Source organism: Xenococcus sp. PCC 7305 (assembly GCF_000332055.1).
In the GTDB taxonomy this organism is placed as follows: Bacteria; Cyanobacteriota; Cyanobacteriia; order Cyanobacteriales; family Xenococcaceae; genus Xenococcus.
Map to the genome: position 1 here is coordinate 11,985 of NZ_ALVZ01000189.1, position 15,918 is coordinate 27,902.

The 15,918-nt window shown below is 40.5% G+C and carries 14 protein-coding genes; 10 read left to right on the plus strand and 4 right to left on the minus strand.

The genetic code is table 11. The features are described 5' to 3' along the window. The first annotated feature begins 124 nt into the window (after nucleotides 1–124). The 9 genes from XEN7305_RS14755 (at nucleotide 125) to XEN7305_RS14795 (ending at nucleotide 11,749) form a co-directional block, all read left to right on the plus strand. The gene (locus XEN7305_RS14755) at nucleotides 125–1,420 is read left to right on the plus strand and encodes a glycoside hydrolase family 10 protein (RefSeq protein ID WP_006510262.1); all 1,296 of its coding nucleotides are present in this window, start codon (nucleotides 125–127) and stop codon (nucleotides 1,418–1,420) included. Between the two features lie 103 nt (nucleotides 1,421–1,523). Continuing rightward, on the plus strand, nucleotides 1,524–2,978 hold the full coding sequence (locus tag XEN7305_RS14760; RefSeq protein ID WP_006510263.1) for a cyclic nucleotide-binding domain-containing protein: 1,455 nt from the start codon (nucleotides 1,524–1,526) through the stop codon (nucleotides 2,976–2,978). Between the two features lie 98 nt (nucleotides 2,979–3,076). Further along, a complete protein-coding gene (locus XEN7305_RS14765; RefSeq protein ID WP_006510264.1) occupies nucleotides 3,077–3,313 on the plus strand; it encodes a DUF5678 domain-containing protein in 237 nt (78 codons plus the stop codon). A gap of 93 nt (nucleotides 3,314–3,406) precedes the next feature. After that, nucleotides 3,407–4,855, plus strand: a complete 1,449-nt coding sequence (locus XEN7305_RS14770) for a BCD family MFS transporter (protein ID WP_006510265.1) — start codon at nucleotides 3,407–3,409, stop codon at nucleotides 4,853–4,855. Nucleotides 4,856–5,012: 157 nt separating this feature from the next. Further along, a complete protein-coding gene (locus tag XEN7305_RS14775; RefSeq protein ID WP_006510266.1) occupies nucleotides 5,013–6,608 on the plus strand; it encodes a glucose-6-phosphate isomerase in 1,596 nt (531 codons plus the stop codon). Between the two features lie 198 nt (nucleotides 6,609–6,806). Continuing rightward, nucleotides 6,807–7,472 carry a response regulator transcription factor gene (locus XEN7305_RS14780; RefSeq protein WP_006510267.1) on the plus strand — a complete coding sequence of 222 codons (666 nt, stop codon included), beginning with the start codon at nucleotides 6,807–6,809 and terminating at the stop codon, nucleotides 7,470–7,472. 159 nt (nucleotides 7,473–7,631) lie between these two features. Next, the gene (typA, locus tag XEN7305_RS14785; RefSeq protein WP_006510268.1) at nucleotides 7,632–9,422 is read left to right on the plus strand and encodes a translational GTPase TypA; all 1,791 of its coding nucleotides are present in this window, start codon (nucleotides 7,632–7,634) and stop codon (nucleotides 9,420–9,422) included. 171 nt (nucleotides 9,423–9,593) lie between these two features. Then, nucleotides 9,594–10,202 (plus strand): 30S ribosomal protein S4, encoded by a 609-nt coding sequence (gene rpsD / locus XEN7305_RS14790; RefSeq protein ID WP_006510269.1) that lies wholly within the window; start codon nucleotides 9,594–9,596, stop codon nucleotides 10,200–10,202. Nucleotides 10,203–10,327: 125 nt separating this feature from the next. Continuing rightward, the gene (locus XEN7305_RS14795; protein ID WP_006510270.1) at nucleotides 10,328–11,749 is read left to right on the plus strand and encodes an MATE family efflux transporter; all 1,422 of its coding nucleotides are present in this window, start codon (nucleotides 10,328–10,330) and stop codon (nucleotides 11,747–11,749) included. Nucleotides 11,750–11,808: 59 nt separating this feature from the next. On the opposite strand, the gene XEN7305_RS14800 is transcribed toward XEN7305_RS14795, so the two are convergent. The 3 genes from XEN7305_RS14800 to rsfS are packed head-to-tail and all read right to left on the minus strand — an operon-like array spanning nucleotide 11,809 to nucleotide 13,760. Continuing rightward, nucleotides 11,809–12,762 carry an asparaginase gene (locus tag XEN7305_RS14800; protein WP_006510271.1) on the minus strand — a complete coding sequence of 318 codons (954 nt, stop codon included), beginning with the start codon at nucleotides 12,760–12,762 and terminating at the stop codon, nucleotides 11,809–11,811. 49 nt (nucleotides 12,763–12,811) lie between these two features. Next, complete coding sequence (locus XEN7305_RS14805) at nucleotides 12,812–13,312, minus strand: CGLD27 family protein (RefSeq protein ID WP_006510272.1); 501 nt, start codon at nucleotides 13,310–13,312, stop codon at nucleotides 12,812–12,814. A gap of 16 nt (nucleotides 13,313–13,328) precedes the next feature. Then, the gene (gene rsfS / locus XEN7305_RS14810; RefSeq protein ID WP_006510273.1) at nucleotides 13,329–13,760 is read right to left on the minus strand and encodes a ribosome silencing factor; all 432 of its coding nucleotides are present in this window, start codon (nucleotides 13,758–13,760) and stop codon (nucleotides 13,329–13,331) included. Nucleotides 13,761–13,984: 224 nt separating this feature from the next. Between rsfS and XEN7305_RS14815 the strand changes: the two genes are divergently transcribed. Beyond that, nucleotides 13,985–14,725, plus strand: coding sequence for a DsbA family protein (locus tag XEN7305_RS14815; RefSeq protein WP_006510274.1), 741 nt, complete (start codon nucleotides 13,985–13,987; stop codon nucleotides 14,723–14,725). Nucleotides 14,726–15,044: 319 nt separating this feature from the next. Here the strand turns inward: XEN7305_RS14815 and XEN7305_RS14820 are convergent, their stop codons facing one another. Further along, nucleotides 15,045–15,857 carry a carbohydrate ABC transporter permease gene (locus XEN7305_RS14820; protein WP_006510275.1) on the minus strand — a complete coding sequence of 271 codons (813 nt, stop codon included), beginning with the start codon at nucleotides 15,855–15,857 and terminating at the stop codon, nucleotides 15,045–15,047. Nucleotides 15,858–15,918 lie beyond the last annotated feature (61 nt).

Below are 15,918 nucleotides of genomic sequence, written 5' to 3' on the forward strand. Positions count from 1 at the left end.
ATTTTTGGGAGATAATTCAGTCAGCTTCGTACCGAAAGTAACATCTATTTGAAGGAAGAAGCTATAATCGCATTATTTTCTGGCACTGAACAAAATCATATCTAATAAGTTATCTCAATAACAAATGAAACATCGCATTAGTAAGTTCTACGATACCTATGCAGATAAGTTGGTAGATTTTAGCAAGCAACATGGTGCTAAGTCCTGGATTATTTTTCTTTTTCTCTTTGCTTTTATTCTCGCAACAACTGCTCCTGGTTTTACTTTTGAGCAACCAGAATTGATAAAAACAAGTAATATCACATCGGCTCGGGTAGCTGATTGTAATCTGGATCAAGAAGTAAGAGGAGTTTGGTTGACCAATGTAGATAGTGATGTTTTATTCTCCGCCGAGAATACCACTAATGCGATCGCAGATTTGGCCGCATTAAATTTCAATACTCTTTATCCCACAGTTTGGAATTGGGGTTATACTCTATATCCTTCTCCTGTCGCCGAAAAAACCACTGGTATCGCATTAGACCCCACAGAAGGCTTGCAAGGAAGAGATGTGTTACAAGAAATAATTGATCAGGGACATCAAAAGAGTATGGCAGTGATTCCCTGGTTTGAGTTTGGCTTTATGGCTCCTGCCGATTCAGAATTGGCCAAGCTGCATCCTGAATGGTTAACCACAAGAGCAGATGGCTCAACTATTTGGCTAGAGGGCAAAGTCCATAAACGAGTTTGGCTCAACCCTTTACACCCGGAAGTCCAGAAGTTTATCACAGATTTGATTGTCGAAATTGTTGATAATTATGATGTGGACGGAATCCAGTTAGATGATCATTTTGGCTATCCTTCTGAGCTAGGTTACGACGATTATACGGTGGCTCTTTATCAGCAAGAACATGACGGGCAATCACCGCCTAAAAATGCCAAAGACCCCCAATGGATTCAGTGGCGAGCCGATAAGATAACGGATTATGTAGAAGAATTATTTCTCGCAATTAAGCAGGCTAAACCTCAAGCAATTATTTCCCTCTCTCCCAATCCTCAAGACTTTTCCCTCAGATCATTTCTCCTAGACTGGCAAACTTGGGAACGCAAAGGATTGATCGAAGAATTGATTGTGCAAATATATCGTAAGAGTATTCATAGTTTTATTAACGAAATAACCCAACCGGAAATTATTGCGGCGAAAGAACATATTCCTGTAAGCATTGGTATTTTATCAGGCTTAAAAGGTCGTAATGTCTTATTTAGTAGGATTCGACAGCAAGTGGGTATGACTAGACAAAGAAATTTTGCTGGAGTATCTTTTTTCTTTTATGAAAGTCTCTGGAATATGGCCTTAGAATCACCCGAGCAAAGAAAGCATAAATTAACATCATTATTTCAAAACCCCGCAAGCAGACTAGATTTAGCTTGTAAACAATAAACATTGACGAGCGACCCCGCGCTGCCGAAAGGCGCAAGGGAACGCGCGAGTTTGAACATTAGGGTTTTGAAAATATTAACTATTAGCTTGTGAGCTATCAATTATGAATAGTGGCTTAAAATATCTTACTAGTGATGATTATAGTTTGTTGATCGATAAAGCTGAGGTTGTTATTTATGACAAAGATGATGTTATCTTGCAGGAAGGTTGTGCTTGTCAGTCAATTTATATTCTGAAGCAAGGATTGCTAAAAGTAGAAAGAGCTACCTCGGGAATGGGATTTGCGATCGCATTTTTACAACCAGGGGAAATCTTTGGCGAGATGTCTTTTTTGGGGGAAGTAGCCACTAGTGCACAAATTATTGCAGAAACAGAAGTAGAAGTTTTTATTATCACGAAAACTGTTCTTGATTCTTTATTGAAGTCTAGTACTGAATTATCCAATCGTTTTTACCAGTCTTTGGCCTACAATCTTTCTAATAGGTTGCGAGCTACTTCTTCTTTAGTATCTTGTTTAATGAAAAGATTTGGTTGCGATCTCGATTATGAATCAAAACGAACAGGTTATCAAGGACATGACAATATCCCCCCCGAATTGATTGGGGAAGTCGAATTATTCAAACAAAATTTATTGGAAGTCGAAAGGAATTTACGACTCAAAAAGATCGAAGAAGAATCGGCTCAAGAAGTTGTAAATCGAGTCTGCAAAATGGTGATTAATGCCATGCGAGAACAGATTATAGATAACTCCGAACAAGAAAATGCGATCGGAACTTATTTATTTCGAGAAACCTTTCCTTTTTTGATGCTTAGCAGTTTTGTCGATTTGGCTTTCCGCAAGTCTCGTAGCTATCATAATGACTCTTATATTACAGAAGTCCTATCTCAAAATGAACCTGAAGGTGATGGACATCTAGGAATTTATATAGACCGTTGGATTCGCTCAATTCCTACTTGCTTAGCGCTCAAAAATCGCGGCAGCATAATAGCTAAAACAGTTAAAGAGCTGTCTACCCATTGGGCTCATAAGCATCCCATGCCAGTAACAAGTATTGCTAGCGGTTCAGCTAATGAAATTTTAGACCTTTATCTCCATGCGAACCCTCCTCATGTTCATGTCACTTGTATTGATACGAATCACCAACGTTTAGCCTATGCTGCTAATTTATCCCGCAAATTAGAATTTGATGACCATATCACTTTTATTCAAGATAATATTTTTCTGCTAGCTCAAGGTTCTAGTAATATTAGTATTCCTCCTCAACAAATGATTTACAGTTTGACTATGGGGAATTATCTTAAAGATCAAGAGTTTGTAGTAATTTTAGATTGGATTTATGATCATCTTCTACCGGAAGGTACTGTAATTTTAGGTAATTTTAATACGTATAATCCAGATCGCCCGTTATTAAAACATATTTTAGAATGGAATTTTACCTATCGCTCTATTGAACAATTAGAGGATTTATTTGCTAGTTCTAAATTTAGTGGTTTGCCGATAAAAATTGAAGCTGATGAATTTGGAGTGGAACTTTTTGTAATTTGTAACAAGTGCTAGGGAAATGGTTGCATAAAATTGCTTATCTAGTTGGCATGGGAGAAAGGAAAAAGGGGAAAATAAGGATGGCATAATTGCAAGACTGGCGAGGTAAAATTATGAAAAATCAAGAGAAGCAAGATAATGAAAAACACCATCGCATGCTGCAATGGCTCAATCATAATCGCCGACAATTGTTAGATTCTTACAAAAACCAATATGTAGCGTATAATGCCGATGGTCTAATTGCCCATAGTGAAAATCTTCAAAAATTATTAGAACAAGCTAACTCTCAAGAAGAGGACTATTTAGTTTATTTAGTACCTAGAAAAACAGCATCTATTCAAATACTTTAAACCAAGAAGAAATATTAGCAGAATGAAGAATACACAGTACAATCTCACTGGAGCAACTGTGTATCTTTATTATCTCTAAAATTTAAACGATAAATGACAATAAACGATTATCCCGAAATTAATCGATCGCCGAAACGAGAAGTGGGACTTCTAACTATCTTTCGTCTTGGGTTATTTAATATGGCCTTGGGATTGATGGCAGTGCTCACTTTAGCAGTTCTCAATCGAGTCATGATTAGTGAGTTGGGGATTCCTGCAACCATCACCGCAGGAGTTTTAGCTTTGTCCCAATTTATCGCACCAGCTAGAGTTTGGTTTGGACAATTATCTGATTCCAAACCGCTTTTTGGGCGATATCGTACAGGCTACATTCGATTGGGAGCCGTAATCTTTAGCTTTGCTGTTTTCCTAGCAGTTCAAGCAGTCTGGCAATTGGGTGCGATCACCAGAGATAATGGAGGCTGGAGCTGGGATCTCCCAACTATTGGCTGGGCGAGCATCTTAGGTCTGATTATGGTTATTTACGGTTTGGCGGTGAGCGCTAGCTCTACTCCTTTTACGGCATTATTAGTCGATATTTCAGACACCGAAAATCGTTCTAAACTGGTAGCGATTGTTTGGTCGATGTTGATGGTAGGTATTGTGATTGGTGGAATTAGTGGCAGTATTCTACTGAAAAGAATTAACCCAGGTGGTATTGAGGCGGGTCAAATTCCTCTAGAAAATTTACAAGCTCCAATTAATTCCATTTTTGCTATTGTTCCTTTTGTAGTGATTGCTTTGACTTTGATTGCTACTTGGGGTGTGGAAAAGAAATATTCTCGATTTAGCGATCGCAATAATAATGAAACGAGAGAAGATAGTATCACTTTATCTGAATCCTTAAAAGTTTTGACCTCCAGTCGGCAAACTGGGATCTTTTTCTCTTTTCTATGTTTAATAACCATTAGTTTATTTATGCAGGAAGCGGTATTAGAACCCTATGGTGGCGAGGTTTTTGGGATGTCGATCGCCGATACAACACAGCTTAATGCCAATTGGGGTGTCGGGATTTTAATTGGTTATAGTTTGACAGGGTTTTTAATTGCTCCTCGTTTGGGCAAAAAATTAACGACGAGGATGGGTTGCCTTTTAGTTGCGGCGAGTTTCGGTTTGATTATTCTTTCTGGTTTGACGCAAGAAGAAAATATTCTCAGGTTGGCCGTGGTTCTGTTTGGTGCCGCCGCAGGTATGGCAACCATTGGCAGTATTAGTCTGATGCTCGATTTTACCCTAGCAGAAACTGCGGGTACTTTTATTGGGGCTTGGGGCCTGGCTCAAGCAATGTCAAGGGCTTTTGCTACTCTCATCGGAGGTATTGTCCTTGACATTACCCGCGCTATTTTTACTATTCCTCTGATTGCCTATGGTTCAGTATTTGCGCTTCAGGCGTTGGGCATGATTGTTGCTGTGATTATATTAAATCGCATTGATATCAAAGAGTTTCAAGAAAACACGGGTCAGGCGATCGCGACCGTTATGGAAGGGGATCTCGACAGTTAACAGTAGGGGCGAAGGGCCCTTCTCCCCCACAAAAAGGCCCTTTTCCCTTACAAAAGTCAGCTCAATGGCGAATTTATAGAAAAGCTAAAGCTCAAGAGTGCCAAAGATGCCGTAAATTAAACTTGAAGGTGAATAAGATGCACAAGGCAAAAAATCTATGGATAATGCTCAACTTTGGGAACACTATCAAGACTGGCTATATTACAACGAAGAATTGGGATTCTATCTAGATGTCAGTCGGATGAGTTTTGATGATGCCTTTGTCAACAAAATGAAACCGAAGTTTGACAAGGCGTTTAAAGATCTAGAAGCTTTAGAAGGTGGTGCGATCGCAAATCCCGATGAACAGCGGATGGTGGGGCATTATTGGTTACGAGATCCTGACTTAGCTCCCACAGAGGAACTCAGACGAGATATTATCGAAACCCAAAATAAAATAATTGATTTTAAAGACAAGGTTCACAGTGGCATTATCCATCCCCCCAGTGGCGGGAAATTTACTGATATTCTTTCGATCGGTATTGGGGGCTCTGCATTGGGGCCTCAATTTGTGGCTCAAGCTTTGGCTAAAGTAGATGCACCTCTTCAGATTCATTTTCTAGATAATACTGACCCTAAAGGAATTGACAGGGTAATTGAAGAAATTGGCGATCGCTTACCGACTACTCTCGTCTCAGTAATTTCCAAATCAGGCGGCACTCCCGAAACTCGCAACGGGATGTTGGAAGTGAAAAAAGTTTATGAGGATCATGGTTTAGATTTTGCCGCCCATGCTTTTGCGATTACCGGTAAATCTAGTAAATTAGAGGCGATCGCAGAGAGAGAAGGTTGGCTGGCAACATTTCCCATGAGGGATTGGGTTGGCGGTCGCACTTCTGAATTGTCCGCCGTAGGGTTGGCCGCAGCAGCTCTCCAGGGAATTTATGTTCGAGGAATGCTTAAAGGAGCAAAAATGATGGATGCTCTGACCCGTACACCCGATCTCAAAAATAATCCTGCTGCTTTGCTTGCTATGGCTTGGTATTGTTCTGGCAATGGTAAGGGTGACAAGGATATGGTTATTTTGCCCTATAAAGATAGTTTGCTACTCTTTAGTCGCTATCTTCAACAGTTGATTATGGAGTCTTTAGGTAAAGAAAAAGACTTAGATGGCAATATTGTCAATCAAGGGATTGCTGTTTATGGAAATAAAGGTTCTACTGACCAACATGCCTATGTCCAACAATTAAGAGAAGGGGTAAATAATTTCTTCATCACTTTCATTGAAGTCTTAGAAGATCGAGAAGGTGCGCCCGTAGAAGTTGAACCAGGTATCACTTCAGGGGACTATTTGCTTGGTTTTCTTTTAGGCACCCGTGAAGCATTAAATGAAAAACAACGAGACTCAGTTACAATTACTATCTCTCAAGTTAACGAGATTACTGTCGGAGCCATGATTGCACTTTACGAGAGAGCCGTTAGTCTCTATGCTTCTTTGGTTAATATCAATGCTTATCATCAACCAGGGGTTGAAGCTGGGAAAAAAGCAGCTGCCTCTGTTCTGCAATTGCAGACTCGGGTGATTGAAGAACTCAGTCATACCGCATCTGGAATTTCGATCGCGGATTTGGCTCAAAAAGCGCAAGCGAGTAATGACATCGAAGTCATTTACAAAATCCTCCGTCATCTCCATGCAAATAAGCGCAATGTTTTGTTAGAAGGAGATTTTAGTAAACCTGATAGTCTCAAAGTTTCTTGGCAAAAAGAAAAGTAAAGGATGAGGGATGAGGGATGAGGGCTGAGGGATGAGGGATGAGGAAAAATTTCCGTGTCCTGACTCCTGATTTCCCAACTGCTCAAAAACATAAAAAAATTATTAAGATAAGGTGTATGATGGCAAGGACATTGCTCGAAGTTCTATTGTTTGTGGGCTTTTAAGCAAAATCAAACTAAATCAGGTAAACCGTAGTTTATGCCTTTATTAATCCTGATTGCAGAAGATGATCCTGGAATTAGATTAGCAGTTCATGATTATTTGGAGATTTCTGGTTACTCGGTGGTTGCTGCCGAGGATGGAGAACAGGCATTATCTCTGTTAGAGAAATACCATCCTCATCTTGTGATATCTGATATTAATATGCCTAAACATAATGGTTATCAGTTGATTAAGCAAATTCGACAACTTCCTCAATTTAGACTTTTACCCGTAATTTTTCTCACCGAATATGCCGATATAGAGCAACGCATCAAAGGTTATCAAGCGGGTTGTGATATTTATTTACCCAAGCCTTTTGAGATGAATGAGTTGGGCGCGATCATTCGGAATCTGTTAGAGCGATCGCAAATTATTAGTCAAGAATTATTTTCTTCAATCCAAAAGCAACAGTCTAAGCCTCAAACTATCATTCCAGAACTCAAAACAGACACTAGTCTCGCAGCAGATAAACTCAACTTAACCAATAGAGAGCAGGAAGTCCTGAATCTATTAGCCCAAGGTTTTTCTAATATAGATATAGGAAAAGAACTTCATTTGTCTCATCGTACTATTGAAAAATATGTCAGTCGTTTGTTACGTAAAACTGACACTAATAATCGAGCTGAATTGGTTAGATTAGCCTTAGAAAATCATCTTGTTTGACAATAGTTATCAGCTTTAAACTTGATAATTGTTCAAGTCCAAGACTAATCTTTGTCGGAATAATCTTTGGAAAAGGTAGTGATCAGCCAGAGCTGAGTTATAATTGTTAAGAAATTTGTAGCAAACGAAACAAAACTAATCAGTCTTTAGACCAATCTTATGTCTCTTCCTATTCGCAATCTGGCAATCATTGCCCATGTCGATCACGGCAAAACGACTCTAGTAGATGCACTTCTGAAACAATCGGGTATTTTTCGTGAAGGAGAAGACGTACCAGATTGTGTCATGGACTCCAACGATCTAGAACGAGAACGGGGAATCACTATTCTCTCCAAAAATACCGCCGTTCGTTATCAAGATACTCTAATCAACATTGTTGATACTCCTGGCCACGCAGACTTTGGTGGAGAGGTAGAACGAGTATTGGGAATGGTAGATGGTTGTATCCTCATCGTAGATGCCAATGAAGGCCCGATGCCTCAAACTCGTTTCGTCCTCAAAAAAGCTTTAGAAAAAGGGCTTCGTCCGATCGTGGTCGTTAATAAAATAGATCGTCCCCGTGCCGACCCTGATCAAGCGGTAGATAAAGTCTTTGATTTATTTGTCGAGTTGGGCGCAGATGATGACCAATGCGATTTTACAACTCTTTATGCCTCAGGTTTAGCAGGCTTTGCCAAGGACGAAATAGATGGTGAAGAGGTCGATATGAAACCTCTGTTTGAGGCTATCATCCATCATGTTCCACCACCGGCAGGAGACCCTGAAAAGCCTTTGCAATTGCAGGTAACAACTTTAGATTATTCTGATTATCTCGGTCGAATCATTATCGGCAGAGTCCATAATGGAGTAATTAAAGCAGGGCAACAAGTTGCTTTGATGAAAGAAGATGGCAAGATTGTCAAATCTAAAGTTTCTAAATTAATGGGATTCAACGGTTTGGCTCGAATTGACGTCCCAGAAGCTAGTGCGGGAAATATTGTTGCGGTTGCAGGGTTTGCTGATGCCAATATTGGGGAAACCTTGACTTCTCCTGAAGATCCTCAGGCTTTGCCTTTGATTAAAGTAGATGAACCTACTTTACAGATGACTTTCTCTGTCAACAATTCTCCTTTTGCGGGTCAAGAGGGGACTTATGTTACTTCTAGACAAATACGCGATCGCTTTAATCGGGAATTAGAAACCAATGTCGCTCTGCGAATTGAAGATGGAGACTCCACTGAAAAATTCTTGGTATCTGGAAGAGGGGAACTTCATTTAGGGATTCTCATTGAAACCATGCGACGCGAAGGTTATGAGTTCCAAGTATCTCAGCCTCAAGTAATTTACCGCGAAATTAACGGACAACCCTGCGAACCTTATGAGTATTTGGTGCTAGATGTTCCTGAAGATGCGGTGGGTAGCTGCATCGAACGTTTAGGACAGCGGAAGGGAGAAATGAAAGATATGCAAACTAGTGTCGGGCGCACTCAGTTAGAATTTGTTATTCCCGCACGAGGTTTAATTGGTTTCCGTGGTGAATTTATTCGCATCTCTCGTGGAGAAGGAATTATGAACCATAGCTTCCTAGAATATCGTCCTCTATGCGGCAATTTAGAAACTCGTTACAACGGTGTGATTATTGCTTTTGAGGAAGGAACGGCCACTTTCTACGCCTTGAAAAATGCTGAAGATCGCGGAGTATTCTTTATTACTCCTGGCACCAAAGTCTATAAAGGCATGATTGTGGGTGAACATAATCGGGCTCAGGATTTAGACCTTAATGTTTGTAAAGCAAAACAATTAACTAACCATCGGGCAGCTTCTGGAGATGAGTTGGTTCAGTTGCAAACTCCTGTGGAGATGAGTTTGGAAAGAGCTTTAGAATATATTGGCCCCGATGAATTAGTTGAAGTAACCCCTGAATCAATTCGCTTACGAAAAGTTAAAACTAAAAAGTTAGCGAAAAGATAATAAAAGATCTAAAATCGATGTGATCGAGAATCAATACTCAAGTCGGACTGTCGTTGTCTCATTAAGATAGCGACTTTTTTTGTCTTGTACTTTATGAATCCAAACATTAGAAGGTATAATAAGAAATTTGGGACTATTTTGTAATTTTTAACATTAAGGAGCGTATTGTAGATGTCTCGATATAGAGGTCCTCGTTTGAGGATTGTTCGTCGCTTAGGAGAATTACCAGGCTTAAGCAGAAAAAGTCCTCGCAAGGCTTATCCCCCAGGTCAACATGGTCAAAGCCGTAAAAAGCGTTCTGAGTACGGTATTCGTTTAGAAGAAAAACAGAAGCTTCGTTTTAACTATGGGGTTACTGAAAAGCAATTAGTGCGTTATGTCCGTAAAGCTCGTAGAGCTACAGGTTCCACTGGGCAAGCTATCCTAGAAATGCTAGAGATGCGTTTGGATAACACAGTATTTCGCATGGGTATGGCAGGAACAATTCCTGCGGCTCGTCAACTAGTTAATCATGGTCATATTACTGTTAACGGCAGAGTGGTAGATATTGCCAGCTATCAATGTCGTCCTGGAGATGTGATTACCGCCCGCGATCGCGATCGCTCTCGCGGTTTGATTAAAACAAATATGGAATATCCTGGGTTAGCAAATCTTCCCAGTCATTTAGAATTTGACAAGGATACTTTGGTCGGCAAGGTTAACGGTATTATCGAACGAGAATGGATTGCGCTTCAAATCAACGAACTACTAGTGGTTGAGTATTACTCACGGATGGCTTAATTCAGTTAGCAGTTAACAGTTAACAGTTATAGAATCTATTAATGTTTCGTTGGGTTGCGTAATTGTTAACTCAGCGGAACTTTGGTTTTTTAGTTGGATTTGTTAATGAGCTTGCTGATCAAATAATGGATTTAGAATCAACCGTATTTGAGTCAAAACTTCTATTAGAAGCTCGCGCCTATCTAAAGCTAGCAGTCCCTTATACAATTACTCAACTTTCCGAAGCTATCATCACTTTTGTTGATACAGTAATGATTGGTCTGCTAGGAAGTGAAGCGTTAGCCGCTGCGGCTTTGGGTGTGGTGAACTTTTTTACCCTACTCTTTTTGAGTAAAGGTGTTCTCGAAACTGTGAGTGTCTTTGCTGCTGAAGCGTTTGGAGCCGAGAAACCAGAGCAAGTCAAGCGCATCACTAGTCAGGGAATCTGGCTAGGATTTGCGATCGCTGTCCCGATGATGCTTATTGTTTGGCATCTTGACGTAGTTTTATTGTTAATCGGTCAAGACGAAAGCCTTGTGTTACTAGCAAAGCCTTACCTGCAAGCAGTAGTTTGGAGTTTTCCTGCGGCCATGGGTTTTGTCGTCTTGGAAGAAGTGGGGGCTGCAATTGGTCGTCCTCAGTGGATGACAGGAATTGTGGTTGCAGGTGGTGTATTAAATGGGGTTGCTGATTATCTGTTGCTGTTTGGGAAATTTGGTTTACCTGCTCTTGGTTTGGCAGGAATTGGTTGGGCAACAACATTAGGCTATTGGTTTTGTTTTATTGCAGCAGCAGGATTATTTCTCTTTCACCCCAACTTTCGCAAATATAACTTTTTCCCCAGTCTTAATCAATTCGACAAGGCTTTGTTAGTTGAGATCTTGAAAACTGGTTGGCCTCTGGGTTTACAGTATGGAATCGAGATGGGTATGTTCTCCGTTACAGCTTTATTGATGGGCTATTTTGGAAGTGCTCTGCTGGCTGCTCACGAAATCACGATTACCACCTTGGAGCTTTCTATTACTGTACCTTTGGGATTCTCCTATGCCACTGCCATCAGAGTTGGGCAGCTAATAGGTCAAAAGGATTTTCGGGGTGTCAAAAGATCCGGGTTTGTTAGTGTATCCTTGGGGATCATGGCCTCACTTCTGATTAGCCTGGTTTTTTGGCTGTTTCCCGACCAGATTGCTGCTCTCTATCTAGATATTAATAATCCCTCTAATATAGAGGAAATTGACGCCGCAATCTCTTTGATTCGCATCGCCGGAATTTTTCAACTAGTGTTTGGCATCCAAATGATTACTATGGGAGCCTTAGTGGGGTTAAAAGACACTCTCATTCCAACTTTGATCACCGTGGTATGTTACTGGGCTGTGGGGTTAGGAGGAGGTTATCTAATTGGATTCACTTTAGAGCAGGAAGGAGTAGGCCTATGGTGGGGTTTGACTTTGGGAATGACTTTGGCGGCGGTAATGTTGGTTTGGCGTTTTTTTCGTTTGATTTCTGCGGCCATTGATGAGCATGAAGCGCAAGAATTACAATTGAAAGATAAAAGATTAGTTGCTTAGACAGTGAAAAACAACGTTCTTTATGGATTCTCAGCAGCAAAAGATTACCCATTACCCACTTAAACCAAACACAATTCCCCAATTACTTCCAAGCGCTTACAATTGCTAAGATTCATAAATTCTTCTACTAGTTTTTCTGCTATAGAAGGAGAAATCCAGCCCATTTGTCTAAGCAAATGAATAGCAACCGCATATTTTGCTCTTTTCGCTCCATCAGCAACTTTAATCGCTAAACCTTGGCCTTCTCCCACTCGACCAATGCATTGAATCCCTTCGGCTCCAGATTTACTGACCAGTTTGCCTTCCGTGATCCTCATTAGTTCTGTATCAAAATGACCTTCTCCTGCAATCATTGTGGGATGACGGGTGACGGCTCGCACTATCCGCTCCAAATCCAAATTACTACCAGATGCCAATTGGGCATAAAGATAGGCCATTTGCTGTATTTGCATGAAATAAGTGGGTGCGCCACAATCATCACGGGCAGTGATCAGCTCATCCCCTGGCATGGCGAGAATTTCTGCTATTTTATTTAAAATCAATTTTTGTACGGGGTGAGCACGGTCTAAATAATCGTTTAAAGACCAATTTAGTTGGCGGCAAACGGCTAGCATGCCTGCATGTTTACCAGAACAGTTATGTTGGAGCACGCTTTCTCTGCCTTCAGGAATTGGACATTTTAAAGCATTTGCTTCAACGTCAATCCGCCACAAAATGTTGAACACCTGTCGCGAATGAGTAATCGTTCCGCGATGAGAACCACAAATAATTGCGAGATCTTTGTCTGTTAGCCCGTATCTTTCTAAGGTCCCTGTAGTAGTTACGGCTAAGGCTTGAAAAGGTTTGAGGGCAGAACGGATAAAAGTCGCGGATTGAGGATCCCCTGCAACGAGAAGAGTTCGATTGCGATTATCACAAACGGTAGCTTCAACGTAATGTACTGATTCTCCAATACCCTCTCTAAGTAGATGAACTTCTATTTTTGGGGTTTGAGTTCTTTTTGCCCTAGACACGTAATTTCACTCCCAATTACAACCTAAATTTAAAACTATCTATTTGGTCTTACAAGATGAACCAGATTATACTGCCAACTATCCCCAAAATACCGATAAAAAGGAAAGTTTTCTGCAATCGTCCTAAAATCGGTTGAATTTCATAGGCTACTATCAAGCGATCGCGATCCAGCATTGCCTGGGGTTTTTCCCAGATTTGCCCGTCATACCAGCCTGATTCTTCATAGGATATCTTGGCTTTATAGAGGCGATCGTATAAGTAAGACCATCCTAAATATAATCTTACTAAAAATAAAGTTGCGAGAAATCCTGAACCTGCTAAACCCGAAATCATAAATTTCAGGGGGTATTCTGTCGGAGGAAAACTAGCCGCTGCAATGGTCGCAGTAACGAGGAGCAATCCCCCAATTAGCCATAATATTTTTCTTATATAAGGCCAAGGTTCCAGTGTAACCCAAGAGAAAAACCAGGATTCTTGCAACTGCTGATATTCGTATTGAGGTTGTTGTTCTAAAGGAACTGGGCAAAATTCAAGAGCCGACTGATTCATTACTAAGAAAAAATTTTTAAATGTTTAAGGTTGATTCTACGCCATAATCAATTCTTTCTGCATGTCCCCAGAAAGCTTCTAAGTTATAGAATTCTCTTTCTTCTGCCAGAAAAACATGAACAATAACTTCACCATAATCGATTAAAACCCATCTGCCATCGGTTTTTCCTTCTACTCTAATGGGTTCTCTCTCAAAGTCGTCTGCAACTTTTTGCTCGATCGAATCACAGATTGCTCTTAATTGAGGCTTGGAAAATCCTGTAGCAACTACAAAATAATCTGCGAGATAGGAAACCTCTGACACTTTCAGCAACACAATGTCCTGGGCTTTTTTGTCATCGGCAGCTCCGGCGATCGCGTAGGCCATAGATTCACTCAATATATCATCAGATAAACTTTTTTCTTCAATTGCAATATTGTTCGCTTGGTGTAATTCTGATTTGCTCATTAAAAATTTTTAATTTTTTGTGTCGTGTGCTAAGTAGTTTCAGTTTGCTTTGTATAGTATTATTCTAATGAATTTGCCTGAACTCAAACCACTTTATGGGTCAAGACTAAATTATTTGTAATCTTCAAGACTTGGGAAAAAAGGTTTTAGGTTTTGGGTGTTAGGTTTTAGGTTTTAGGGAAATCGCAATAATAGTTCGATTTGATTTAATTTTAAATATTTTTATGAGTCAATTATGTTTTATTCCCTTGATTCTCAGCCTGTTCCTGGGTTCTATTACTTTGAGTGGTTTTTCTAGCTCTACGCCTATTAGTGCCTCACTAGAAGACCAGGTTCTCCAAATTATTCGTAATCACCCAGAAGTCCTGATCGAGTCTGTGCAGTCATACCAGCAGCGCAAACAGCAAGAACGCCTGCAAGCCCAGCAGACATTTTTACAACAGATCAAGGCTGCTCCAGTATCGGTAATTGGCAATTCTCCCACCATTGGGGCCGCAGCTAACAAAATTGTTCTCCTAGAGTTCTCAGACTTTCAATGTCCCTTTTGTGCTCAGGCAGAACCCACAGTAGGGCAGTTTATCGCTAAACATCAGGATCAAGTCACCTTGGTATACAAGCATTTTCCTCTGAGTCAGATTCATCCTCAAGCAGAATCCTCGGCTCATGCTGCTTGGGCTGCTCAACAGCAAGATAAATTCTGGGAGTATCATAATGCTTTATTTGCCCAACAAAACCAATTAGGGGAAGCTTTATATTTGACAATTGCCGAAAATTTGAATTTGGATATTGACCAATTTAATCGCGATCGCAATAGTCCGGAAGCTAAAGCTGCAATCAATCAAGATCTCGAACTTGCTCAGAGAGTTGGCATTAGAGCAACACCTTTCTTTGCTCTAAATGGCGAGATTCTTTCTCTTCCTCTCAAAATATCGGCAATGGAAGACATACTTCTCAGCAATCAATGAATAATGAATGATAAATAATAGTAGACGCGAGCGCAAATACAACACCTAGCCAAAAAGATTGAAACCCTTGTGAACGTGAGTGAGTTCGATGAGTACAAAATTTACTAGTTCTGAATAGGGATTTGGGGATTTGGGGATTTGGGGATTTGGGGATCTAGGGAAAAGCCTATTACTTCGTGGTTCAACTTGGGAAATTTAATCAAAAGGAAAATTCGTCGAATTGACGTTTGTGAGAAAAGACTTTTGACTCTTGACTCTTGACTTTTGACTTTTGACTTTTGACTCTTGACTCTTGACTCTTGACTTCCGCGTAGCGGCACTAATTTTTAATCCCCGTAGAGCCAATGCCTTGGATAAATTGACGTTGACCAACCAAAAATAACAAGATTACAGGAATAGTTGCTATAACCACTCCTGCCATCATTAAGGGCCAATTATTGGTAAATGCTTCTTGGAACTCCGAAAGAGCTAACTGTACAGTCCTCAATTCAGGTCGGGTAGTAAAGACTAAAGGCTTAAACAAATCGTTCCATTCGGCGATAAAGGTGAAGAGAAATAAAGTGATTAACGCGGGGCGGGCTAAGGGCAACATAATGCGAGTCAGGATTTGCCAACGATTTGCCCCGTCGAGAGCTGCCGCTTCTTCTAACTCAATAGGAATAGTCGAAAAATACTGACGCATTAAGAAAATTCCAAACCCATTAGCGGCGGTGGGCAAAATCAAGGCCCAGTAAGTATTGAGAAGATGTCCCCATTTCAAGACTACAAAAATCGGAATGACTAATAACTGAAAAGGAATCACCAAAGTAGCAATTATTATTAGTAAAATGGCTTCCCTACCACGAAATTTCATTCTCGCCAAAGCATAACCAGCCAATGCAGAAGTGACAATTTGTAAAGCAGTAACGCTAAGAGCCACAATTGTCGAGTTGGCAAAGGCTAAGAGAAAATTACCCCTGCTCCAGGCTTCACGATAATTTTCCCAGGTAAATGAATCGATCGCAAAAACAGAATCTAATGGCGCAGCAGCGGGAGCAAAAGAGGTCAACAGAACAATCCCTAAAGGCAATAATACTAATCCTGCACCGCCAATTAGCAGTAATAAAGTAATAATTTTAGATATACGAGACATCAGAGGGATTTATGAGGGATGAGGGATGAGGGATGAGGTATGAGGGATGAAGGATGAGGTA